Origin of the sequence: Ferrimonas aestuarii (genome assembly GCF_005116665.1) — a bacterium.
Classification (GTDB): Bacteria; Pseudomonadota; Gammaproteobacteria; order Enterobacterales; family Shewanellaceae; genus Ferrimonas; species Ferrimonas aestuarii.
On sequence record NZ_SWCJ01000003.1, the window covers coordinates 68,391 to 92,508 of the forward strand.

The window sequence follows — 24,118 nt, forward strand, 5'->3', positions numbered from 1 at the left end:
GGCGCGACAGGCATTTTTCAATGGCGGCAAATGTAAGCGTACGTAAATCTGCTTCTTTTGCTGCCACATAAGGTGGGATAAGCCGTTACAGCAAGGGTTCCAGCGAGCCAGCCACAATGTGACCGGCCGCACACTTTATAAAAGTTAAAAAATCGACTAACTCAATCTAAACTGAGCAACTACCTCGTTGAAGCCTTGGTTTGCTTTAGCCAACGCTTGAGACTCATCCACCACAGCGCGGTCATTCTCTTCTAACTGCTGAGCCAACTGAGCAATGGCAGTCATATTACCGGCGACCTCATTGCTGACGCAGCTTTGCTGCTCAGTAGCCGTTGCGATTTGGCCATTGAGATCATTGATGTGGGCAACCTTTTCGGCAATCTCTTTCAGCTCACCGGCGACTTCAGAGGTGCGCTCTGTGGCGTCATCACAGCTGGTTCGAGTGCGCCCCATCGATTCAATCGCTTTTTCCGAGCCCTGACGAAGCTTAAGCAAACTCTGCTCAATTTCCGCAGTACTGGTTCGTGTTCTTCCCGCCAGCGCCCGCACTTCGTCGGCGACCACGGCAAAGCCTCGGCCCTGCTCTCCAGCCCGAGCCGCCTCAATGGCAGCATTGAGAGCCAACAAGTTGGTTTGATCGGCAATCTCACTGATGGTCTGAATGATGTCGGTAATGGTCGAGGTGTCCCGCTCAATCTCAGCAATGTTATCCGCGGTACGGCTTATCTCTTCAACCAGTTGAGACACCGAGCTGGTTGCTTGACCGACGGCCATCTCAGAACGGCCAACGAGATCATGGGTAACCTGAGTAAAACTGGAAGCCGAGTTGGTATTGCCAGCCACATCAGAAGAGGTGGCACTGAGCTCTTGAACTGCCGAAACCACCTGCTCGGTTTCACTGCGATGAGAGGCAATCAGCTGATGGTTTTCAGTGCTTTGCTGTTGTAGCGCTTGGATACTACGGCCAATCTCTTCGGAATGGCCGCTGAGGCTAAGCATCAACTCCTGCAAGCGAGCAATGAATCGATTCACGCCTTGGGAGATTTTGGCCAGATCATCCTCACCGCTAACCTCTAAACGTCGAGTCAAGTCCGCATTGCCTTTGGTTAAATCTTCCACCATCTCACGTAACTGCAATACCGGACGGTACAGGTAATTCAGAACCACGACCGCCAGCACCATGCCGATCGCCAACATGACTATCGACGTCACCACCGCCTTGAAGGCCGCACTTTCCAGCTCCGCGTAAGCAAACGACTTCTCGGCAGCAAACACCAAGTGCCAACGCTTGCCATCCACCAGCTGGATGTCGCTGACGTAGGCCAGCTTATCAATGCCATTGAGTTGATATTCAGTTCGGCCGCTCTGCTTTTGATCGATGAACTGCTTAAGCTGACCCAGACCAGCTTCCGTCAATTGAGCGCCGCTCTTTAGATCTGCAGAGCTGGATGCCAACACGGTGCCAGCATCATCAACAATAAAGCTAACCACGCCAGCCAAACTCACGTCCGTCACCGTTTGCTGCAAAATACCTAAGCCGATATCACCAGATAACACTCCGTCACCGAGATCCAACACCACTGAGATAACCGGTTTGCCGGTAACCACATCGGTATAGATATCGGTAAGAGTGCCTGTCGGCGTCGTTCGCCCTAGTTTGTACCAACCTCGAGTTCTGGCATCATACTGAGCCGGATCGGCCACACCGTCCGTCCAAACCTCATCGTCTGCGGCGCTGGCAAAGGAGGTGCCATCTTCAAAGGAAAAATAGATAGAGTAAAGATCCAACGCATCCGTAGACAGGCGAGCCGTTTCGGCATATCGACCATCTAGCTCACCTCGTCGATAGTAATCGGCGATGGCCAGCACACCGTGGGCTTTAGCCTGGAACCAGCTCTCAATTGATTTCGCCGCTTCTTCGGTCTCAGTACTCATCCAGCGATCAACTTGCATGTGGGTGCTGGATTTGAGGTTGAGATAACCAATCAAGTTACTGGAACAGAGGCAAAACGCGACCAGAAGGATGATGTAGGCGGTAATGGTTTTTTTTAACCCAAGGCGGTGCACGGAGGACTCCAGAAGACTGAACAATATTTGTTCATGCTTATACCCTTGGAACCGATTCCAAACAGTGAGTGCAAGCGACTCCCGAAAAAGCTTGACCAACCCAATCAAAAACTGTGATTAATGAGCAAGTTAAACCAAATGGAACAATAAAAGCCATGAATAATCGCAAGCGAATCAGGCTCGCGAACGAGCCTGAGTAAGGACAAATTTGAAGGGTAACTCCTAGCCGCCGGTCTTAAAAAACAACTGGCTGAATGGGTTGAGTGCTCTTGCAATGCCGGAGGTGAATTGCAATGGTGCATCGATAGCCGCAAGGCAAAGACACCCCTGCTCCGACACGGGGGTATGCTCCAACTCACCGTCGGTTCTCACCAGCTCCCCAGGTCCGTAATGGCCATTTTCATCGCTGAAGCTACCGTCAAGGACTAAGGTCCACTCCAGCCCTTTGTGCGTATGCTGAGCAATGCTGCCGCCGGGCTCCATGTAGATGAAATTGAGCTGGTAGTCTTGGTCGTGATCGCGAATCGGCGCGCTCCACAGCTTGTTGACAATACGGGTCCAGCTGCCAGTGCGTTGCACCAGCTCATTCAGGTGGGGCGGTAAACTGAACTCTCGCCCTTGGAAACTGAGCGAGCTGTGACTCGGGGTGGATGGTTTAACCTCTACAGGTTCATCCAGCCGCTCCATCAGGGCAGAGAGGTCGTCGGCACCAAATACAGATTCGGTTTCCACTAAGCTCTGGGATGCCAAATCTTGCTCCAATTGAAGCAGTTGCTGACGGCACTTGTCGCAATGATGGAGGTGCACCGCCACCATGATGGATTGCACATCATCCAGCGCGCCGTCGGCATGCAGTTTCAACTGCTCGTAGGTTGGGTGCATCATTTTCGTTCCCCCTGTCGGCTCAGTTTGGTGGCCATCTTCTCCATGGCTAAGCGAAGACGGCTCTTAATGGTCCCTACTGGCAGATCCAAAAATTCTGCGGCAGCTTGATGGCTCATCTCTTTCAGATAAACCAAGGTCACCACCTGTTTCTGAGCGTCTGGTAACAATGACAATAGCGTTTCAATCTGAGAGCGAGTGCAGCTTTGCTCCAATGCCTCAGACGCGCTTTGATTCTCGTCTACGGTTTCGGTGTACAGGGTATCAGCACTCACAAGCTGAGGCCGAGACAGTTTTTGGCGGCCGAGGTCGAAACAGCGATTACGAGCAATGGTATACACCCAAGTGGACACATTGCCACGGTCAGCATCGAAGGAGTGCGCCTTTTGCCACACCGCCAGCAGCGTGTCTTGAGCCACCTCTTTGGCTAGCTGTTCCTCGCCAACCTTGGAGTAGCAAAAACCATATAGTTTGTCGGCAAAATGATTAAACAATAAAGCGAACGCCTTTTTGTCTCGCTGGTTTGCCACGCGATTCATCGCCTCTCTGAGCGTCTGTGCACTGAGAGTCGTACCCGCTGCTTGCGACATGCTAGATTCCCGATAAGCAGTTGCTCTTTTAGACGCCACCGTCTGCATCGTATCTTCCTTACTCGCACTGAGCTTTGCCATTGACGGTGACCATTCACCGTTCATTGTAATACGTTCAGTCAGCATTATGGATCACCTTGATGCAGCAAATTGTTCACAAATTCAAAAGCGGGCTTGGAGTTAAGCTGGTTGAGCAGGCTCACTTTGTTGCCGGCGTCGATGGGAAGCACCTCCAACCAACGCTGTAAACTCCAATCCATACTTTGCCCTGCCGCCTCTGGATACAACTTGCCAAGTTCTGGGTACTGACCAAACAGTGACAGCAGCGCTGAATTGATGGAGGCGTCTTGCTCGTGGTTCGGCTCAGACCAGATAGACACAGGCTTACAATCGGCCCAGCGCAGGCCATCGTCGTCGGTGGTGATGTCCTCAATGTGAAGCCACTGCACTCCTTCCACCACGATGCCCAGCAGGCCGTCTTCCAGTTGGCTGAAATCCACCATCCTCACCTGAGTTGCCCAAGGCAACACCTCAGCACCGCCCTCTCGGTCTTCAAGCATTCCCATGGCAAAACACGGTTCTTTGCCCGCTCGCTCTTTAATCATACGAAGGTAGCGGGCCTCGAAGATTCGTAGGCTTAACTTGCCCCCAGGAAATACATGGGCGTTAAGGGGGAACAGCGGAAGTTTCATTGTCCAGTCTCTCTGTCAGTCGATATTCAGTGTTACGTCTTGCCCACATCAATGGTTCAGCTTTTATGAGGGATCGATTCTCTTTCTCGCCCGTATATAGAAGAGAGACTCATTCACGTGCTTGGAAACCCACTCATGACCGTCACGCTCTCTATGCCCACCAAGCGATTGCTCCTTGATGGCACTCTGTTTCAACTGTTCTGGTTTGCATCCATTCTGGAACCCAGCCCTCAGTGGCAGCTCGCAGCGCTGCTACTGTGGGCATGGGTAATGCCTCTCACCCAGCGTCAGTGGCTGGTGGTATTGGGTATTGCTTGTTTGGGAGTGGCAGCAGACAGCCTGTTTATCGCCCAAGGCTTTATCTCGGCGCAGTCGACACTCACCCTAGGCTGGATACCCCTATGGCTGGTGCTACTTTGGGTCGGTTGCAGCCGATATCTACTCCGATTGGTGGACGCGCTTCCCGGCCCTTCTTGGCGCTGGGGACTCATTGGCGCGGTTGCGGGGCCACTGAGCTATCGCGGCGCCGAAGCGTTTGGCATCGCCAGCGTGCAGTGGCAACAATGGTCTCTTCTCGCGGCGTTCATTCTCTGGTGGGCGGTGATCATGATGATCATCAACGCCAGTCATCAACACAGTCAATCTCAGCCTTCCGAGAGGTCACTATGAAATTACTTCCTTTGCTCGCCATGGCCTCAATCACGCTGAGCGCACACGCATCGAATCCAGCATCAGCCTATCAGCCTCTATGGCAAAGCGTTGGCAGCGGTACCTTGAAAGTGATGTTTTGGCGAATCTATACCGCTCGGCTCTACAGCGACAATGGGCAATTCGGCCGTAATGAGGCACTGAAACTCAGCCTTACCTACCATAGAGAGATAGAAGGTCAGCAATTGTGGCAAGCCACCGATGAGCAGTGGCAGCGATTGGGCTTTGCCAGCGGTGCCCACAGCAACTGGCTAAACCAATATCAACACTGCTTTCCCGATGTGAATAAAGGGGACACCTTAAGTTTCATCTGGCAGTCGGATGGCAGCGCCGAGTTTCATTTTAACCACCGCAGTTTGTGCCAACTACCCGTCGATGCCTGCAATCGCGATTTTCTCGAAATTTGGCTCTCGAGCGACAGCGCCTATCCAGAGATGACCGCCCAACTGATTAATCGATCCAACCAATAAGGAATACCAGATGAGATGGTTCGTAATGTTACTTGCTCTAACACTCAGCGGCTGCAGCCAAGATCTGCGTGAATACCAATCCTGGAAGCCAGACTTTGCCCTCGAGCAGTTCTTTGATGGCAAGGTTAAAGCTTATGGGGTGGTATTCGATCTCAAAGGCCAGATAAGTCGCCGCTTTATTGTGGATATCGATGGCAGCTGGCAACAGAACCAAGGGGTTCTGGATGAGTACTTTACCTACGCCGATGGAGAAAAACAGTTCCGCCGCTGGGTGATCACGAAAAACGGTGATGGCACGTATGAAGGCCGAGCCGACGACATCATCGGTACGGCAGTCGGCCAAACGTCAGGCCCAGTTCTGCATTGGGAATATGAGATGAACCTCATCACTGAAGATAATCAGTGGCAGGTGACCTTCGATGACACCATGGTGCTCATCGATGATAACCACTTGTTGAATAGGGCGAAAATCAAGAAATTTGGCATTACCGTCGCCGAAGTATTCATCGCCTTTGAACGAGTATCCGATTAAATATTGAACCAGCCTCAATCGTTCTCCGTAGCAACACAGGCTAACTCACCTAAGTGAACTCAATCAGGAGAACGATCATGAAACGTCTAGCCACCCTGCTATTGGCCTCCAGCATCATCGCCCTAACCGGCTGTGATGATGACGATGATGACGTGGTTATCAATACGCCGCCGCCAGCGCCCGCTGAATTTGGCAGCGTGAGAGTCATTCATGCATCCCAAGACGCACCCAAGGTGAATGTCTATGTGGACGATGCTTTGGTGCTTGAAGGCGTCGATTATCAGCAAGCTTCCGCACTCATCTCACTAGAAACGGGCACCTATCAGATCCGGGTTGATGGACTGCTTGCCGATGGCAGCGCCGCCACGGTGTTTGACGGCGCAGTCACGCTAGAAGCCGATACCGAATACAACGTGGTTGCGGCGGGCTCAGTGGCACAGCTTCTTGCAGGCAGTGGCGACACCCCGTTCGGACCAATCATCGCACCGCGCGCCGCGCTGAGTGACAGTGCCATGACCGACCTGCGTTTGCAGGTAATTCACGCCGCCAGTGACGTGGGCCGAGTGGCGCTGCACGTGACTGGCCCCGACGACGAGCTGTCGGCCGCCACCGAGCTTACCGAACTCAGCTTCGGCGAATTTACCGCCGATCCGGTGGTGGTCGCCCCTGGCAATTACCGAGTGCGCTTAACTGACGTGGATGACGCCACCATGGTCGCGTATGACAGTGGAGCACTCGATCTGTCCGCCCCTGCCGACCTGTTCATCGCGGCCACCAGCAATACGCAGGCTGGCGCAGCTCCGGTCAATCTGCTGGTTGCCGACAACCAAGCGGATGAGGCGGGTAACGATGCCGCCATCATCCAAGACGCCATGTTAGGCAGCGCTCTGCGCGCCACCCACGGCATCAACTTTGTCGGCGGGGTCGACATTTGGGTTAATGGTGCTGCCCCAGCCATGGACTCGCCACTGTACAACCTGATGTTTGGCCAAACCACACCGGCGACTGGTTTCCTAGACTTGCCTGCAGATACCTACCAAATTCAGGTTGCTGCAAATGCCACCGCTACCGTGCTGATCGACATTCCGGAGCTGATGTTGGCACCGGGCATGGCTTACAGTGCCACCGCCGTTATTGATGCCGATGGTAATCCAAGCCTGTGGGCAGTGGCAGAAGACCTGCGTAGCATCGCCACGGAAGCGCGACTGCGGGTGCTGCACGGCAGCGAATCTGCCGGAGAGGTGGACATCTACCTAAGCGCCGACATGATGGCCGACGATAGCGACATCAAACTCAGCGCTGTGCCTTATCTGGCGGACTCTGGCATCTTGAGCATCCCTCCAGCAAGCTACTACCTTTTGGTTACCCCTGCGGGCATGCCAGAGGTGGTTGCCATCGGTCCAGCGATGATCAATCTAGAAGCGGGCAAACGCTACACCGCCATCGCTACGGACGATCCAATGAACGTCACCGGATTGGCAACCGATGGCATTGGCATCGGCCTAATCTTGCAAGATGCATTCGTAGCAACGGAAGAGTAGCCGTTATATCCACGCATAAAAAAGCGGTGGCCTTGGCCACCGCTTTCTGGTTTCAGTCGCTTATAAACTAAACGCGTAACCCCAACCGATAATCACTTTAGGATCGTCATTATCCAAGTCGGTATCGCTGACCATAAAGGTGATGTCACCCAACTCCGTGGTCTTAGTCAAAGACAGGTTGTAGTTGAGATAGTCCTCAGCATTGTCTTTATCAAAGTCTTGCTGACCCACAGCAATGCCAACGCTCAAGCTGTCGCTGATTGGGTAGTTGAAGTTGCCCTCATAATACAGAGCACTGTCGTAAGCTTCGGCGCCATCATCGGTGTTGGTCGCGTAGATGATACTCACGCCAACGTATTTCCAACCTAAGTGCAGATAAGCTTCACCAAAGTCGATGTCCGCAGACTCGCCGTTGGCACCGGCATCAGGATAGGCGTAGTACACATAACCTAGGTCGTAGCTCAGTTCGCCCGCGGCACCGGCGTAACCACCATAAAAATCGATCTCGTAACTGGTGTCATCGCCGAAATCGACATTGGACGCCCAGGTACCCACATAGATACCAGAGTCGTGGCTGTAGTCGATGCCTCCCTGAAGGGCAACGCCATCATCGGTCTGGGTCAGACCGCGGAACAGATAGTTACTGGTTAAACCAACGTTGGCGTCCAGCGCAGCCATGGCGGTGCCGCTGATCAGTAACGTGGATACCGCAAACAGTGAGTGAATTAACTTGGTTTTCATCATTTTCATCCTTGTGAACCCGTAGGGCCAAATACGCTGCCCCTACGCACTACTTGAAAAGAGAGCCGTCACTCAATCTCGGACGGGTCTCTCCCTGCCCAAATTGATGGGCGACCCGCAACAGGTCGCCCGGTAATCAATTAATCGTCCAGCTCGGCTTCTGCCTGCTCGATGATGGCAAATTCCTCTTCAGCGCTGTGCTTAGAGACTTCCGCCTTCTTGAACACGAAGAAGTACGCCATACCAATTGCATACAGAATCAATGCCGCGATGGCCGCGGTGGAGTCGTAGACAAAACAGGCTGTCAACGCGATAACCGCCAGAACGATGGTGGTCCATGCTGTCAGGTTGCCACCTGGAGTTTTGTATGGACGAGGCATGTCAGGACGATGCTTACGCAGCTGAATGGCACTGTAAGCCTGCAGCGCGTAAGAGATGGTGGCACCGAATACCGCCATCATGATCATCATGTCGCCTTCACCACTGAGTGATGCGATGAAACCGATGATACCTGGAATCACCAACGACCAAGTTGGCACTTTACGTTCGCCAGTTAGAGACAGGAAGTCAGGCAGGTAACCGGCACGAGACAGCGCAAATACCAAACGGCTGTAACCGTAAATGATGGAGAAGAAAGAGGCGATTAGACCAAACAGACCCACCACGTTCACGAAGTTAGCCAACATGGAGTCTTGACCATACACCGCGCGCAGGGCATCAACCAGTGGCGCCGCGTATTCGCCTGCAGCTGCCGCACCCACCGCACCAGGAACCAGGAACAGTACCATGGCCGCAGAGAATAGCAGGAACAACATGGCACCGATGATGCCGCGAGGAATGTCTTTCTTCGGATCTTTGGCTTCTTCCGCTGCTAGAGGCACGCCCTCTACAGCCAAGAACAACCACATGGCAAATGGCAGCGCCGCCCATACACCGGTCCAGCCCTGAGGCAGGAAGGTGGTTGCACCGGCAACTTCTGGGTTCGCGGCGATGTCAAACAATCTGCTGGCATCGAAGTGAGGCAGCAAACCAACACCGGTTGCGAAGATCGCAATCACGGCCAGTGCGGTAATCACTAGCATAATGCGCAATGCTTCACCGGCACCAATCAAGTGGATGCCGATAAACACCGCATAGAAGGTAGCATACACTATGGGCCCATTAATGCCCGTAAGTGCTTCCACATAACCGCCAATGAATATCACAATGGCCGCGGGTGCCAAGGCATATTCAATCAACACCGCCAGCCCGGTTGCAAAGCCTGCTGTCGGTCCCATCGCGTAGCGAGCAAAGCTGTAACCAGCCCCTGCTGATGGGATAGCAGCACCCAACTCAGCCAAAGTTAATACCAGAGTAAAGTACATCAGGCCCATGGCGATGGTGCCAATCAGCATCCCCCCCCAGCCCGCGGTACCAATACCAAAGTTCCATCCTGCGTAATCACCGGAGATCACATAAGAGACCCCCAGCGTTGCCAGCAAAAACCAACCTGCAACGCCCTTTTTGAGCTGCCGCTGCTGTTTATATTCTTGAGTTCCGAATTCGGAACTGCCTACTTGCTCGGCCATACATCACCTCATATTTTGGTTATTTCTAAGCAATCCACACTTAAAAAAACCTTGGATTACTTAGTTTTGTGCCCTTAAAAATAAAATTGCGCGTTTACACCTTGCCCTCTAACACCTCCTTACGAGGCTGAGGAATAACCACCTTTTCAACTAATAAACCTTTGTGCTTGACCTGATTGACGCCCGCTTCAACCGCAGCGGTTACCGCCGCCACGTCACCGGTCATAGTCACGTATCCTTTTCCGCCGATGGCCATGGCGATGTGCACCTCCATCAGCTGAATGTCTGCCGCCTTCACCGCGGCGTCAGCCACCTCCACAATGGCCGCTACCGAGAAGGTTTCCACGATGCCCAAAGCCCCAGTCTCCTCAATGAGACGAGTGCCGGAGATCGCGGGGAACACATCCGGGTGCACATTGGGGATCAGCAGATCGTCCACGACATCACCGCCGCCCATCATCAATCCCGCCTCAACGGCGGCATTCACCGCCGCCACGTCACCGGCAACCATCACCATGAATTTTCCAGGGCAGATGGTGCGGTTAAACAAGATCTCCACATGGGCCGCTTTCAGCATGGCGTCCGCCACCAGATAGCCCTTTGCGATGGAGTTCAATTCGATACAACCAATTGCGTTTAACATGCGTACTTCGCCCTACTTTTTACTGATCACGATGACGTCACCCACTTCGGTGACAGTGCCATCCATACTGGCGTGAACCGCCACACTGAGTGCCTCTGGCTTAGGCTCACCAATCATCTGTCCGCGGGTCACACGTTCACCCACTTTGACGATGGCTTGAGCCGGCGCGCCAATATGCTGAGACAGTGGAATACAGACCTTTTCCAGCCCTACTTTGGGTTGCTGGTCTTGTTGCTGGTTCTCCTGCAGTAGCGCTTCGAAAGCCACGAATTTGGCTTTGGTTTTGGCGTACTGAGTCAGTTCCAAACGCTGAGTCAAACGCTTAATGGGCACGCCGCGATAGCTGCGCAGCGGATGCACATCCACCGCTTGTGCCTGCAGCTGCGCAGGGCTTTGCCATAGATCGTTTTCACGCAGTACGTCTTTGGTCAGGCCACACACTCGACTTGGGTCCAATCCTTCAGGGCAGCTCCACATGGTGCATAGGTTGCAACCGCTGCAGGCCTGAGCCGCGAGGGCAAACGAGGTGTTGTCGTTCAGCGACACCTGTAGAGAGCGCATCGCCAAATGAGGCTGAATCGGGTAGCCAAGAAGGCGTCTTGGACACATGGAGGAGCAAAGGCTGCACTGATCGCAGGCGGCTTTACCTATGCGGCGCACATCCTCAGGTGAACGCTGCTTAATCTTGGCAATGCGGGAGTCCTTGCGAAGCACCAACAGGCCGCTGTCGACCTTAGTGATGGCGGTATCCAGATCCTCGGTTACCGAGCCCATCATCGGTCCCCCCTGGACGATGACGAACTCATCGCAGGTGACCCCGCCCGCCAAAGCCAATGCTTCTCGATAGCTCATGCCAACGGGAAGCCAAGTGGTGTAAGGACGATTGACCTCGCCATGCACCGTCACCATGGTCTCCACCACAGGTTGACCTTGAGCGGCACGAAATACGTTGATGAAGGATTCGATGTTGTTCACCAACACCCCAATCTCTTTAGGCAGACCACCCGCGGGGATACGCAGGCCGGTGGCTTCATACACCAGCTCCACCTCATCCCCAGCTGGATAGACATCTTCCATCAATAGCAGGTCAATTTCGCCAGGCTTGAGCGACTCCAACACCGCCACGGTGTCGGCGTTCTTACGCTTAACCCCCACCACGCCTCGACGAGCGCCAACCTGTTTCATCGCCAGCAGCATGCCGCCGTAGAGCTCTTTGGCCCACAGCTGCATCAAAGCCTGATCTTTATAAAGCAGAGGTTCGCACTCGGCGCCGTTGGCCAGTACCCATTCCACCTGACAGTCCAGCTTGACGTAAGTTGGGAAACCGGCACCGCCGGCCCCAATCACCCCAGCGCGCTGAACCTGTTGTAATAACGGATCCATGATCACTCCGATTAGTGAGAAATGGGGTTAGCGGCGATCTCAATCACCGCCGCTTCGAACGCATCACAAGCAGCTTTGCAAGCCGCTTGCGAACCGGCCAAGTGACCGCCAGCAAAGTTGGTTTCCGACGGTGGCGCAAACAGATTTTTCAGCTCCACGTCGGCGGCTTTTAGCGCCGCATCAAGGGCGTACATCGCCTCCAATGGCGGGGCAATCAGATAGGCCAGAGCGGTGCCCTGCTCTACCCCAGCTTCCTCTGACAAATAGCTGCCAGTGGAGGAAACTAAATGGGCAAAGTACGCCAGCTCACCGGCTTCGTCGGCAGCTTGAAAAGCGGCCTCATCGGCAACAAAGGCCTTCATCCGCTCCAGACCCGCAATCACATCGGCGGGGCAACTGCCCGCAATGATGCCGATGATCTCACCGGACGTTGGGCCAGACGCATGGGCCGCGCCAGCATAGAAAGACTTGGCGTACACCACCTCAACACTGGCGGCCTTAGTGGCCTCATCCAGCGCGCAGTAGGTGACGTCATCGCAGTCGGCGGTAATCAAGCCGATGCTGTTATGGTGAGGCTTAAGCCCCAGTTGCTGCTTGTAGGCTTCATCTACGGACGCGATCACTCGTGTCGCCAGTACCGCAGGTTGAATCTTATCTTTGATGGCCATAATCGAATCCCGTTAACGCTTCAGGTTGATGCCGCTGCACTTCTGATCCAGCATGGTTTTCACCAGATCCACGATCACCGCTGCCGCTTCCACAGGAGGAGTGCCGCCAGCATGGATGTTGGAGATCACGGTGCGATCGGACTCCACGGTCTCCGCGGTGGGGCGATAGACGGCGTAACAGCTTAAGGATTCAGACTGACCCAGCCCCGGGCGCTCACCAATCAACAGGATGTTGACTTCAGCGTTAAGCAGCATGCCGATCTGATCCTGAGCTTTGACTCGGCCATAGCGCAGGAAGAATGGCGTGCCGACATTCAGGCCGGCGTTTTCCAGCCCTTTCATCAGTGCAGGCAAGATTTCGCCGTGGTTGCAGGTCACCGCATCCAGGCTTAGGCCATCGGAAAGCACCACCTGAACCTGAGGTGAGGCTTTGCACTTTTCCTTGATCATCGCCTCGGCGTCCGCATTGAGAATGCGGCCCAAATCCGGGCGAGTCAGGTACTCATCTTTGTCGTGGGCGCAGCTTTGCACCTCCATCAAGCCACGCTCCTGAAGCCAAGAAGACTCGACGTTTTTCAGCACGGTATCCTTAGAGCGGGAGTGGTCGGCCAAAAAGCGCAGCAGCGCGGTTGTACGAGGGCGAGCGCCACAGCGGCCCTTGCCAACACGGGCATCGGTTTGAGTGATGAGATCGCGAACCACGCTCTCATCCAGAGCGCTTTCCACGCCCATCCAGGATTTAAATTCATCACTGCCCAGATCAGGCAGCTCACCAGCCACCACAGACTGAGGTGCTGATGCAGGCGCAGCGCCGCCAGCATCGATGGTTTTGACCGGTTTTACCGGTACGGAATCTTCACCAAGCTGGGCCAAAACCGTGGCAACAATGTCTTGGATTTTCTGCTCGTTCATCATCTTGTCCTTACTTGAAGAAGATTGAAGGATCGCCAGCTTTGGCAGTAAGACGGCCGTTTTCCATCAGCCCCATGGTCTCCATCCACGCCTCAAATTCTGGCGCTGGACGCAGTCCCAACAGTTGGCGTGCGGTCACGGTGTCGTGGAAAGAGGTGGTCTGGTAGTTGAGCATGATGTCGTCGCCCATCCCCATGCCGATGACGAAGTTAACCCCAGCAGAAGCCAGCAAAATCAATAGGTTTTCGTTGGAGTTCTGGTCGGTGTCGGCGTGGTTGGTGTAACAGGCATCGCATCCCATCGGCAGACCGGTGAGTTTGCCCATGAAGTGATCTTCCAGACCCGCACGGATGATCTGCTGATGGTTGTAGAGGTATTCAGGACCGATGAAGCCCACCACGGTGTTCACCAGATGAGGCTTATAGCGACGTGCCAGTGCATAACAGCGCGCCTCCATGGTCATCTGATCTGCACCGAAGTGCGCATCGGCAGACAGCTCTGCTCCTTGGCCGGTTTCGAAGTACATCATGTTGCCACCGGCAAGATTGCTGTACTGCTTACCCACTTCGTAGGCCTCATCCAAGGTCTCAACGGTGATACCGAACTCGGTCAGCCCTTTCTCAGAACCGGCAATACTCTGGAACAGCAGTCCCGATGGCGCGCCCTTACGAACCGCTTCCATCTGGGTGGTGATGTGAGACAGCACACAGGGTTGAGTTGGAATTTGGAACTTGTCGATCACCTCTTGCAGGGCGTTGAGCACTTGCGTGGTGTTCTCGACACTGTCGGTCACTGGGTTCACCCCGATGACCGCATCGCCGCAGCCGTAGCTCAGCCCTTCGTAGGTTTGTGCCAAAATGGAGCTGACGTTGTCACGGGTATCGTTCGGCTGCAGACGGCAGCTGAAGTGACCAGGCAGGCCCACAGTACAGTTGGCTTTGGTAACCACTGGCTGTTTCTTGGCACCCAACATCAGATCGGCGTTAGAACACAACTTAGCGACACCAGACACCATCTCTGCAGTGAGGCCCTTGCGCAGACGTTCAAAGTCTTCATGGCTGTGAGCATCACTGAGTACGTATTCGCGCAATTCACTGACGGTCCAGTTCTTGATGCGCTCAAACATCGGCCGATTTAGGCTGTCTTGGTTGATGCGAGTGATCTGGTCGCTCTCGTAGGAGACCACCGGATTTTCTCGCAAATCGTTGAGGGTTAACTCAGACAGCACGTGTTTGGCCGCCACCCGCTCCTGTGCAGACTGAGCGGCAACGCCCGCCAACACATCACCGGAACGCAGATCCGAGGCTTTTGCCAAAACCTCTTTGATGTCCCCAAATTGATAGGACTGACCAAACAGCTGGGTTTTTAACTTCATAGTTCAATTCCTTTTAAGACGGGAACGCGAGAGACTTAACCGTTAACGGCACAATCTCACCACCGAAATAACTGTTACCAATGTCGAGGTAATCCCCCTCCTGAGTCGCCACCTCATCGATGACGCACAGAGGCTGGTGCAGCAGCGGCTGCAGCTCCATGCCGAGGGCTTTACCTATGTCGTTGTGTAGAATCACCAGCGCACTGCGCTGCTGATTGCCATGATTCTGATAAAACTGAGCCAACTCGCTGGCCAGATGCAGTACGGTGCGATAGTTCACCGGCATCTGAGCGTCGAATGAGATGGCGTAATGATCCTGAGCCAGTGACAGGTCCATGCGCTCGGCGGCGATCACCGTGGCGGCGCATACCTCAGGCTCGCTCTGTTGCCAATCGATGGCGGGGTGCACCACTGGGATGTTTTTCAGGGGCAGCTCATCGCTGCCAAGCCAGATGGTGGAGCCAGATAACGTCAGTGAATAAGCGCCGGCACCGATCACCGTGGCTCTGAGCGTTTGCGATGGTGGACGAACCTGATAGCGCTCAAGGCTTGGGTGGCGCAGTAGCGCCCGCGCCAGCAGTGGGCCGATGTCGCCAAACTGGCTCATCTCCAAATCGCGATGCTTCAGCTCATAGAAGCACTCGCCCACGCCGCCGCTGATAAACAGCGCATCGATGTTGTCCACCTGAGTCAGCTCTGGCGTTTGCAGTAGGTAAGCCGCCAAACGGCTGCAGTTGCCCATGGCCACTTCCATTACCAACTCGGCCATGCGGGCCACCACTCGGCGTAGGTGATCGTCGGTTAACTGCGTGGGCAGCAGCGCCTCACCAAACAGATCCTTGATCACCGCGATGGCGGGTTTGTGGATGAAATTAACTTTGCCAGCGGCGGTTTCGATAAGCCGTCCACCAACATTTAGACAGGCGGTGTCCACCACCTGACCGCAATCGAACACCACGTAGTTGGACGTGCCGCCGCCCACATCGATGTTCATAACCCGCTTATGCTGCTGCTCGGAGTATTCCTGGGCACCGCTGCCTCGGCCGGCGATCACCGACTCTAAGTTTGGGCCTGCGGTGGCCACGACGAAATCCCCAAGTTGCTGAGACAGATCCATCACCGCATCTCGGGCATTGGCCGCCTTGGCGGTTTCTCCTGTGATGATGATGGCGCCGGTTTCCACCCCTTCACTGTGGTGGCCGGCTAGAGAGAACTGCTCATCGATGTAACCACGCAGGGCGGTGGCATCAATTTGCCCTTCTCGGTTGATGGGGGTGAATGCCACCGGGCTTTGATAGCTGATGGCGCGGTCGACAAACTCATACACGGGAACTTGGGACGCTGGGGCTCGGTTGACCACCGTCAGCGTGGAGAAAATCACCTGAGTGGTGGTGGTACCGATGTCGATACCCACGCTGTGTATCAGTTTGCGCTCCATATTATCCCTCTCCTTCCAGCGCTTGACGCATCAACTGCATCACCTGACCGTGAGTCACCTGTCTGGGGTTGCCCACTAGGCAGATGTCGGCCATGGCGTCAGTGGCAAGGGCATCAAAGTCCGCTTCCAACACCCCAAACTCTCGCAGCGAGCTGGGTAACCCCAGATCCGCCGCCAGTTGCCGTACCGCGTCGATGGCGGCCTGACACCGCTGGCGAGGGGTCATGGAATCGCGACTGACGCCCAGAGCTTTGGCCACTTCGGCAAACTCCTGTTCGCAGCACAGGGCGTTAAAGCTCATCACATAGGGCAGCAAAATGGCGTTGGCCACCCCATGAGGAATGTGGTACTTGGCGCCCAACTGATGGGCGATAGCATGGGTCAGCCCCAAACCAGAATTACTGAACGCCAATCCGGCTTTGTAGGCCGCCACTGCCAGTTCAAAACGGCGCTCAATGTTGTCGCCACACCCCACGGCGATGGGCAGAGCCGCCATAACAGTCTCCATGGCGTGGTAGGCGTAGGCTTGAGACAACAGGTTAGATTGTTTGGAAACGTAGGATTCAATGGCGTGAGTTAATGCATCAAGGCCGGTGGCGGCGGTGATGCTGGCGGGAACCCCCAACATCAACATCGGATCCAGCAGCGCCAGATCTGGTACCAAGGCTGGGCCCTTAATCGGCACCTTGATGTTATGGCGCACATCATTGATCACCGTAATGTCGGTGGCTTCTGAGCCGGTACCCGCGGTGGTTGGAATCGCACCCAGCCCCACTTTGCGAGAGGCTAAACCACCCACTTCAAATTCCGTTAGCGGACCGTGGTAGTCACCGACCACCGCGATCGCTTTGGCGGTATCCAGCGCCGAACCGCCACCGATACCAAGGACAAAATCGGCGCCACTTTGAGTGAGCACCTCAATGCCTTTGGTCATCAGTTCGCTGTCCGGCTCGCCTTCAACCTCAGTAAACAGGGTCAGTTGCAACCCTGCCAAACGGATGGCTGACTCGCAGCCTTCCAACAGCCCCATCTGCCACACTTGGCGATCCACCACCATCAGAACGTGACTGGCGCCAAGCTCCAACAGGGCGTCGCCTAACTGGCTGACACAGTACTCGCCGGTCACGGTGATGGCGGGCGAGCGGAAGGTAAAACCACGATTTGGCCGGAAGTTTTGCAGTGTTTGCTGCACCACTGTGGCGATATCGGCGGCAGAATGGGTCTGAGTCATAGATCCCCCGGTTGCTGCAGGCCATAGCTGGCGATGGCCAATGGGGTGAGGTAAAGCGCTTTGGAGAAGGCCACCACCTCAAGTTCGGGAAATTGCTTGCGGAACACCTGAGTAAATCCAGCTACTAGGGTGCCGCCGCCCGTCAGGTACAGTGCCTTTGGCTGATGCCCCTGAATGTGCTCGGCGACGATGTCCGCCATCTTCTCCAGCACTGGCTTAGCCAATGGCGCAATCATAGGGTCATCCCCTTGACGCTTTTTCAGCTCCGCTTCGGCCACCTCAATGCCCAAACCACCAGCGATGGTCAGGCTGACATGACGGCCGCCACTGGGCTCATCCAAGGAGCGAATGACCTTGCCCGCCTCAATGATGGCGGTTCCGGTGGTGCCACCACCGACGTCCACCACGGCGCCATGTTCCATTTTCAGCAACATCGCCACACTGGAGGGCTCATCAATCACCTTGGACACCTCGATGCCTGCGGATTCCACCACATTGATGGAGATCTGCGGATCGGTGCCCGGAGGATAGGAGGTCACCGCGTGCGTTGGCAGCTGCCCAAGGCGAGCTTCGGCCTTGGCAAGCTGCTCGCGCACGATGCGACAGGCCCCCACATAGTCGACCACCACCCCATCTCGAACCACATCAGCCCAATCTAGGAAGGCCGCAACCGGCGCTCCGGACTGGTCTAACACTAAGGTTTGGATGTCGGCGGTACCTAGGTCAACCCCCAGGTAGAGCGGGCCGCTGACGTCGATGGCACTGTCGTCGTTGACAATGGCATCAATGGCCAGCAGGCGCTCGTTGGTTAGGCTTATCGCATCTTGAGTCTTCATCAAACGATCCTGAATGAATCCACAGCGGTACAACGGCGCTTACGGGTAAAGGTCAGCGCATTAGTTACCCCTTCCCCAGTTGGGGTAGAGATGGTCATGGTGGTCCAGCCTTCGCCTCCAGCACCGATGGCCGCAATGGCTGGGCCATTTTTCGCCAGCAGGCTGCAGTCCATTCGATAAGCCATCTCAGTGAGCACATCGATGTTCTTCGAGTGAATGGCGGCGGTATGACGGTTGCCACTCTCCAGCTCCACGGCCCAGTCGATGGCTTGCTGTGCATCGCGAGCACGAATCACCGGCAAAATCGGCATCATCTGTTCGGCAACGGAGAAGGCGTGATCTTTGCTGGCTTCGAAAATCAGCAGGCGAGTCTGCTCTGGCACGCTAATGCCTGCAGCCTCCGCCAGTTTGGCGGCATCACGTCCCACCCACTTCGGATTCGCAGATGGCGTGCCGTCTGGGTAGCCTTTGAGTACCACTTTGGCGATGGCATTGGCCTGCTCCAACGTCAGCAGGTGAGCCCCATTACGGGCCATGGCTTGCTGAAGTTGATCGGCAACGCTGTCGACAACGATGATCTCTTTCTCGGTGGCACAAACGATGTTGTTATCGAAAGAGGCCCCTTGAACGATGGAGATGGCGGCGCGTTCGATGTCTGCGGTTTCATCCACAACCACTGGAGGGTTACCCGGGCCTGCGGCAATCAAACGTTTGTCAGTCACTTTCTTGGCCGCGTCCACAACGGCATCACCACCGGTCACCACCAGCAGGCGAATGCCTGGGTAGGTAAACAGCTTTTGCGCGTTTTCTAGGGACGGGGTGGCCACGGTGGTACAAAGGTTGGCTGGACCTCCGGCACACTGAGCCGCGCGATTGATAAGTTGAATGGTGTACTGAGACACCTTTTTCGCGCCCGGATGTGGTGCAAATACCACCGCGTTCCCCGCGGCAATCATGCTGATGGCGTTATTGATCACGGTGCATGATGGGTTAGTGCTCGGAGTCACCGACGCGATAACCCCCCAAGGGGCATTTTCCATCAGGCTCATGCCCTGATCACCAGAGACCGCTTGTGGCACCAAAATTTCAGTGCCCGGTGTGCGGTGAGCCACCAACAGGTGTTTCTTAATTTTGTCTTCGACTCGGCCAAAGCCGGTCTCTTCCACCGCCATCTCAGACAACTCCTGAGCGTGCTTCTTCGCCAGACGGCGAATGGCTAGGATGATGTTGTCGCGCACGGCGATAGAACGAATCTGTTTTTGAGCGGCGAATGCGGCAGCAACCGCATCGTCTAAGGTGTCAAACACCCCATCATTACCGCCGCTAACACTCGGTGCTAGGGCGGTTGAACCATTGCCAAGTTGCATCACCACTCGGCGTACAATCTCTTCAACTTGATGCTGATCCATAATCCAATCCTTACTACTGATGACCTAAACCTCGAGGCGCGTTACTTGGTGTAGCAGCGCTCTCCATTGGCGGTCACTTCATCGATAATGCCAACGACACAGAGGTCGACCGGAGAGAGATCGGCGGCGTCGCCATAGGCGCGGCGGGCTGAACTTCCAGACACCACCATCACCCATTCACCGACGCCGGCGCCCAGTTGGTCCATGGCGATGTGAACGTCAGAACCGGCTTTGCCGTTCTGATCCACCATCTCCACCAAACACAACTTATCCATGCGCATCTGAGGGCTGCGCACGGTGGCCACCACGTGGCCAGTGACTCGAGCAATTCTCATCCGTTCTCCCCACCCTGTTGGTTAGCGTTGTTTGGGACTGTGAAACCAGGCATCACGGCGTTGGCGTGATAGGGAAAATCTTCTCAAGGTCGTTATGAGGACGAGGGATAACGTGAACCGCCACCAACTCACCCAGACGCTGGGCCACAACGGCACCGGCATCGGTGGCCGCTTTACAAGACGCAACGTCGCCACGAACCAGAACCGTCACCAGACCGGAACCGATCTGCTGGTACCCAACCAGCTCAACACGAGCGGCTTTGACCATGGCGTCAGAGGCTTCAATCAAAGCCGTTAACCCCTTGGTTTCTAAAATGCCTAATGCATCCATAATGTTCTCCTTACTCGGCGACTACTTGGTCGCACGGCTCTTAGCTGGGGCTTTGGTCTCTTCTTCCGCAGCGGTGATAGGGAAGATGGCGTCCAGGTCCCCATGAGGACGAGGAATAACGTGCACGGCCACCACTTCACCCAAACGCTGGGCAGCGGCAGCACCGGCATCGGTAGCAGCCTTACAAGCGGCCACGTCACCACGTACCATTGCGGTCACCAGACCAGCACCAATTTGCTTGTAGCCAACCAGTTGCACACGGGCAGCTTTGACCATGGCATCAGAGGCTTCGATTAAGGTGGTTAAGCCTTTGGTTTCAATAATTCCTAACGCTTCCATAATGTTTCCTTGCGACACTAGTTACAGAGGTTTGAGGCCAGCACCGAGATGTCGACAATGTCATCTGCGCTGCAACCTCGAGAAAGATCGTGAACGGCACCATTAAGCCCTTGAAGCATTGGGCCTAAGGCAATGAATCCTCCCAAACGCTGGGCCACCTTGTAGGCGATGTTGCCCGCATTCAGCGAGGGGAAAATAAACACATTGGCACCCTCAGCCAGAGGGCTGCCGGGCATCTTCTTAGCAGCGACGGCAGGCACTAATGCCGCATCAAACTGCACTTCACCATCAACGATGAGATCCGGCGCTCGCTCCCGCACCAATTGGGTAGCCGCTTGCACCTTGGTCACTTCCGCGTGAGCGGCGCTGCCCTTGGTCGAAAACGACAACATCGCCACTCGCGGGGTGATGCCAGTCGCCTTGTGGAAGTTGGCAGCGGTATCGATGGCGATGTCTGCCAACTGGGATTCGGTGGGCATGGGCACCACGCCAGCATCAGCGAAGGCAAAAGTCTGCTGGCCATCGGGAGACAGCATCAAAAAGAAGCTGGAAACGGTGCTGGAATCTGGCGCCACACCAATGGCGCGGATGGCAGCGCGAATCACATCGCCTGTGGTCGATAGGTTGCCGGCAATGCAGATGTCGGCGTAGCCTTGATCCACCATCATCATGGCGAAATTCAGAGGCTGAGACAGGCGCTCAACCGCTTGCTCTCGAGCGAGTGGCTTACGCTGCTTAGCTACGTAAAGATCCACCATCTCCTCAAAACACCCAGAGGACTGAGGTGCCAGCACCGTTAGGCTGGGCACCGCAATGCCGCTATTGTGGGCGCGGTCTCTAAGCTCAAATGGGCTACCCAGTAAGATTGGCTCCGCCAGCCCCTGCATTTTCAGATCGTTGGCGGCGTGCAGCAGACGCACGTCACTGCAGTCGGGATACACAATGCGCTTCGGATTGCGCTTGCAGTTGGCGCGGCACTGTTCAAGAAGCTCCACGGCTAAGCTCCTCTAGTAAAGATTGATTGCCAATTTGGCACTGCCACACCAGTTGCATCACCACGTATACGGCGCTGGAGAGACGGTTGAGTCCGGCGACGATATCTTCGCCTAGGGGCGACAACTTAAGCGTGTCATCGAGAAACACTGAGGTTGCCTGAAGTTCAAGCTCACGAATCAGGCCACGAAGGTAGTTAAGTTGCCCTACCACCAAGCCGTATTTTGCATCGGGCAACATATGGTCATGGCCTAGATGTTTCATGGGATTGTGGGACCAGCGATGCAGGGTTTGGGCGTCGAACTCCCCTAATCCCGGCAGTGGCAACGGTCGGTTTAGCACCTCAGCCTGAAGCACATCACCAAGATAGGAACGGATGTCGGCCATAAAACTACGCAGTTTGTCCGGCTGGGCCTCCATGGCACACTGCACCAGGACGCAATAGCTGATGCAGCTGTCGAGCTTGCCTCTTAAAGCGATGCGAGGGTGAGTTTTTGGCACCAGATGACTGTCGTCTAAGTGAGTCAATAGGGCTGGCTTTTCAGCAACTTCCGACTCACACAATTGACAAAGATTCTGAGGTCGCTGATTGTCGCTTTTCAGGGCATGCACCTGCTTCAGATGGCCGGCATCGGTCAGTTCATCCCCTTGGGAGACAAAATGCTGCCCTTTGGGATCTTGCCAGCGAATGCCGATGCTGCGTTCCTGCAGCAGCTGCCGCGCCGATGGCGTGAAACGGGTTCCCGGCGGCAAGATGATCTCGCCACCGTATCGCAGTCCAAAGTGCGCTTTCAGATAATCCTCAGTGATGAAGAGTGGCTCTGTTAGCGGTTTCATAACTACGCCCAATCAGCTGGGTAGGTGATGTAGACGTAACGCACCCGAGTTGGGGTACCAAACTCCACCGAACTGCCCTTGGGAATAAAGATCACATCGCCAGGGTTGGCGATGGTGGTGCCTGCCGCCGTTTTCACGTGCAGCTCCCCTTCCAGCACAACATTGACTTCGTCATAGCACAGGGTCCAAGGGAAAAAGGCGTTTTCCCACCCCATGTAGCCCACGCCCATGTTGCTGCCATCTTCAACGCCCACCACATCGGTAAGACCGATCTGCTTGCCCGGAGCGCCATCAAACTCCCCTAGGGTGACCGCATTGCCACGAACCAGCAAAATGCCATCGTCGTTGATCTGTCTAGGGGAATCGGGAGCGGCAAAATTGAAATCGGCCAAGGCCTTGGCGATGAGGGTTTTGATCTGTTCACTGGTGTTGGCATCCACCTCACCTAGGTGGGATTCCACCGCTTGCTGAATGGTGGCTTTGGGGTCAGTCGCCGGTTTGTATTCGGCTGGTGCCTGAGGCGGGGCGGCATCTCTGATCTCAACCCCTTCGGCTTCCGCTAAATCACGGGCTTCAGGGGTGATAATGCACTCGTTTGCGGGCGCCAGAATATAGGTTTGCTGATTTGATTTAGCTTGCCTAATATCTGCGGAAGAGATCAATTTTTTCATTACCACAGTCCTTTGAACTATATTTACCACCAAAAATTATTTGGGGGCTTGCAGTGATAAAAGGTGTGTTAATAATGCGGATAATGAATCAGAATCAAAAATGGAAACTTCCCAATAGGGCTCGGGAATATTAGCTTCTCGCATCAGTGATTTTGCCAATTCGATATCTGCATCGTCGACATCAGTTTTACTTATTACGCCCACAATGTTCTTGTTGGCATAGACGTTTAATAATCCGGGTACCGGAGAAAATCGCTTCGCATTCGCAGGCTGCAAACACACAACCGTTTTCACCATGCTGATGGTCGACAGCAGGGCATTATTCCAAGCACGGTTATCAATGAACTCCCCTGGAGTGTCGATAACTCGGCCGCGATAAATATTGGGTGACTGGGTCTTGCCAATATGCACGCTCTGCTCAACGAGTTTGTCGATCAGCGCCGATTTTCCCGCATCCACTTCGCCCACAAAGGCGACGTTTTTCAATTCAGTTTGAAGACTCATGCTAGGTCTTTGTCAGGCTACAGGCGCTGTAGCCTAGAGTGTTGCTAAGCACGTGGAGTACCGCATTTAGCGCCTCTTCCACCGCGGATACCGAACCGGTAATCACCAATGCTCCAGTAAAGCGATCCAGAAAACCGATGTGTACTGACGCCGCCTTGGTGGCAATGTCACCGGCGATAATGGCGGTCTCCCCTGGGGTCAAAGTCAATATCCCCATGGCACCGTCAGCCTCCACACCAACACGCTCGCAAAGCTCATCCGTTGGGTTAGCAATAAGGTGGGCAAGGGTGACCTGTTTACCAGGAACAAACTCTTGGATAATTCGCTCAATATTGCTGTTATCAGGAAGCATTGTTACTTCTTAGTGAAGACGATTTTGAAAAACAGTAGCAGCTCAAAATTGACGATTCTTTGAAGCTCAT

General features: G+C 54.8%; 27 protein-coding genes. 4 read left to right on the top strand and 23 right to left on the bottom strand.

Going from position 1 to position 24,118, the window contains the following annotated elements:
- Positions 1-156: 156 nt before the first annotated feature.
- The 4 genes from FCL42_RS05315 to FCL42_RS05330 all read right to left on the bottom strand — a co-directional run bounded on the left by FCL42_RS05315 (position 157) and on the right by FCL42_RS05330 (position 4,231).
- On the bottom strand, positions 157-2,091 hold the full coding sequence (locus FCL42_RS05315) for a methyl-accepting chemotaxis protein (RefSeq protein ID WP_136862356.1): 1,935 nt from the start codon (positions 2,089-2,091) through the stop codon (positions 157-159).
- Positions 2,092-2,289: 198 nt separating this feature from the next.
- Positions 2,290-2,952, bottom strand: coding sequence for a ChrR family anti-sigma-E factor (locus tag FCL42_RS05320; protein WP_136862357.1), 663 nt, complete (start codon positions 2,950-2,952; stop codon positions 2,290-2,292).
- Positions 2,949-3,539, bottom strand: a complete 591-nt coding sequence (locus tag FCL42_RS05325; RefSeq protein ID WP_169308298.1) for a sigma-70 family RNA polymerase sigma factor — start codon at positions 3,537-3,539, stop codon at positions 2,949-2,951. Before FCL42_RS05325 ends, FCL42_RS05320 begins: the two co-directional genes overlap by 4 nt.
- 125 nt (positions 3,540-3,664) lie before the next feature.
- The gene (locus tag FCL42_RS05330; protein WP_136862359.1) at positions 3,665-4,231 is read right to left on the bottom strand and encodes an LON peptidase substrate-binding domain-containing protein; all 567 of its coding nucleotides are present in this window, start codon (positions 4,229-4,231) and stop codon (positions 3,665-3,667) included.
- Positions 4,232-4,366: 135 nt separating this feature from the next.
- Here FCL42_RS05330 and FCL42_RS05335 point away from each other — a divergent pair, with 135 nt between their 5' ends.
- The 4 genes from FCL42_RS05335 (at position 4,367) to FCL42_RS05350 (ending at position 7,482) form a co-directional block, all read left to right on the top strand.
- Complete coding sequence (locus FCL42_RS05335; protein ID WP_136862360.1) at positions 4,367-4,900, top strand: DUF2878 domain-containing protein; 534 nt, start codon at positions 4,367-4,369, stop codon at positions 4,898-4,900.
- Entirely contained in the window at positions 4,897-5,409 is a 513-nt protein-coding gene (locus tag FCL42_RS05340; RefSeq protein ID WP_136862361.1) for a chalcone isomerase family protein, read from the top strand. The genes FCL42_RS05335 and FCL42_RS05340 overlap by 4 nt, the downstream gene beginning before the upstream one ends.
- Positions 5,410-5,419: 10 nt before the next feature.
- Positions 5,420-5,941 (top strand): DUF3833 domain-containing protein, encoded by a 522-nt coding sequence (locus FCL42_RS05345; RefSeq protein ID WP_136862362.1) that lies wholly within the window; start codon positions 5,420-5,422, stop codon positions 5,939-5,941.
- A 77-nt stretch (positions 5,942-6,018) separates the two neighbouring features.
- A complete protein-coding gene (locus tag FCL42_RS05350; protein ID WP_136862363.1) occupies positions 6,019-7,482 on the top strand; it encodes a DUF4397 domain-containing protein in 1,464 nt (487 codons plus the stop codon).
- A 60-nt stretch (positions 7,483-7,542) separates the two neighbouring features.
- On the opposite strand, the gene FCL42_RS05355 is transcribed toward FCL42_RS05350, so the two are convergent.
- The 19 genes from FCL42_RS05355 to eutS form a co-directional block, all read right to left on the bottom strand.
- The gene (locus tag FCL42_RS05355; protein ID WP_136862364.1) at positions 7,543-8,223 is read right to left on the bottom strand and encodes a TorF family putative porin; all 681 of its coding nucleotides are present in this window, start codon (positions 8,221-8,223) and stop codon (positions 7,543-7,545) included.
- Positions 8,224-8,363: 140 nt separating this feature from the next.
- Positions 8,364-9,791 (bottom strand): ethanolamine permease, encoded by a 1,428-nt coding sequence (gene eat / locus FCL42_RS05360; RefSeq protein ID WP_136862365.1) that lies wholly within the window; start codon positions 9,789-9,791, stop codon positions 8,364-8,366.
- Between the two features lie 94 nt (positions 9,792-9,885).
- A complete protein-coding gene (locus FCL42_RS05365) occupies positions 9,886-10,434 on the bottom strand; it encodes a BMC domain-containing protein (protein ID WP_136862366.1) in 549 nt (182 codons plus the stop codon).
- 12 nt (positions 10,435-10,446) lie between these two features.
- Positions 10,447-11,817 carry a 4Fe-4S dicluster domain-containing protein gene (locus tag FCL42_RS05370; RefSeq protein WP_136862367.1) on the bottom strand — a complete coding sequence of 457 codons (1,371 nt, stop codon included), beginning with the start codon at positions 11,815-11,817 and terminating at the stop codon, positions 10,447-10,449.
- Between the two features lie 11 nt (positions 11,818-11,828).
- Positions 11,829-12,485, bottom strand: coding sequence for an ethanolamine utilization microcompartment protein EutL (gene eutL / locus FCL42_RS05375; protein WP_136862368.1), 657 nt, complete (start codon positions 12,483-12,485; stop codon positions 11,829-11,831).
- Positions 12,486-12,497: 12 nt separating this feature from the next.
- The gene (gene eutC / locus FCL42_RS05380; RefSeq protein WP_136862369.1) at positions 12,498-13,397 is read right to left on the bottom strand and encodes an ethanolamine ammonia-lyase subunit EutC; all 900 of its coding nucleotides are present in this window, start codon (positions 13,395-13,397) and stop codon (positions 12,498-12,500) included.
- A gap of 10 nt (positions 13,398-13,407) precedes the next feature.
- Positions 13,408-14,772: an ethanolamine ammonia-lyase subunit EutB gene (locus tag FCL42_RS05385; RefSeq protein ID WP_136862370.1), complete on the bottom strand. Its 1,365-nt coding sequence runs from the start codon at positions 14,770-14,772 to the stop codon at positions 13,408-13,410.
- Positions 14,773-14,785: 13 nt separating this feature from the next.
- A complete protein-coding gene (locus FCL42_RS05390) occupies positions 14,786-16,210 on the bottom strand; it encodes an ethanolamine ammonia-lyase reactivating factor EutA (RefSeq protein ID WP_136862371.1) in 1,425 nt (474 codons plus the stop codon).
- A gap of 1 nt (position 16,211) precedes the next feature.
- Entirely contained in the window at positions 16,212-17,441 is a 1,230-nt protein-coding gene (locus FCL42_RS05395) for an iron-containing alcohol dehydrogenase (RefSeq protein WP_136862372.1), read from the bottom strand.
- Entirely contained in the window at positions 17,438-18,277 is an 840-nt protein-coding gene (gene eutJ / locus FCL42_RS05400; RefSeq protein ID WP_136862373.1) for an ethanolamine utilization protein EutJ, read from the bottom strand. The genes FCL42_RS05395 and eutJ overlap by 4 nt, the downstream gene beginning before the upstream one ends.
- Positions 18,277-19,686 carry an aldehyde dehydrogenase family protein gene (locus tag FCL42_RS05405; RefSeq protein ID WP_136862374.1) on the bottom strand — a complete coding sequence of 470 codons (1,410 nt, stop codon included), beginning with the start codon at positions 19,684-19,686 and terminating at the stop codon, positions 18,277-18,279. Before FCL42_RS05405 ends, eutJ begins: the two co-directional genes overlap by 1 nt.
- A 41-nt stretch (positions 19,687-19,727) precedes the next feature.
- The gene (locus FCL42_RS05410) at positions 19,728-20,021 is read right to left on the bottom strand and encodes a EutN/CcmL family microcompartment protein (protein ID WP_136862375.1); all 294 of its coding nucleotides are present in this window, start codon (positions 20,019-20,021) and stop codon (positions 19,728-19,730) included.
- A 52-nt stretch (positions 20,022-20,073) separates the two neighbouring features.
- Positions 20,074-20,352, bottom strand: a complete 279-nt coding sequence (eutM, locus tag FCL42_RS05415; protein ID WP_136862376.1) for an ethanolamine utilization microcompartment protein EutM — start codon at positions 20,350-20,352, stop codon at positions 20,074-20,076.
- A 21-nt stretch (positions 20,353-20,373) separates the two neighbouring features.
- A complete protein-coding gene (eutM, locus tag FCL42_RS05420) occupies positions 20,374-20,691 on the bottom strand; it encodes an ethanolamine utilization microcompartment protein EutM (RefSeq protein ID WP_136862377.1) in 318 nt (105 codons plus the stop codon).
- 17 nt (positions 20,692-20,708) lie between these two features.
- Positions 20,709-21,686, bottom strand: coding sequence for a phosphate acetyltransferase (gene pta, locus FCL42_RS05425; protein ID WP_136862378.1), 978 nt, complete (start codon positions 21,684-21,686; stop codon positions 20,709-20,711).
- Positions 21,673-22,521 (bottom strand): ethanolamine utilization cob(I)yrinic acid a,c-diamide adenosyltransferase EutT, encoded by an 849-nt coding sequence (eutT, locus tag FCL42_RS05430; protein ID WP_136862379.1) that lies wholly within the window; start codon positions 22,519-22,521, stop codon positions 21,673-21,675. The genes pta and eutT overlap by 14 nt, the downstream gene beginning before the upstream one ends.
- Positions 22,522-22,523: 2 nt before the next feature.
- On the bottom strand, positions 22,524-23,192 hold the full coding sequence (gene eutQ, locus FCL42_RS05435; RefSeq protein WP_136862380.1) for an ethanolamine utilization acetate kinase EutQ: 669 nt from the start codon (positions 23,190-23,192) through the stop codon (positions 22,524-22,526).
- Between the two features lie 36 nt (positions 23,193-23,228).
- Complete coding sequence (locus tag FCL42_RS05440; RefSeq protein WP_136862381.1) at positions 23,229-23,696, bottom strand: EutP/PduV family microcompartment system protein; 468 nt, start codon at positions 23,694-23,696, stop codon at positions 23,229-23,231.
- A 1-nt stretch (position 23,697) separates the two neighbouring features.
- Positions 23,698-24,048, bottom strand: coding sequence for an ethanolamine utilization microcompartment protein EutS (eutS, locus tag FCL42_RS05445; RefSeq protein WP_136862382.1), 351 nt, complete (start codon positions 24,046-24,048; stop codon positions 23,698-23,700).
- Positions 24,049-24,118: the final 70 nt, after the last annotated feature.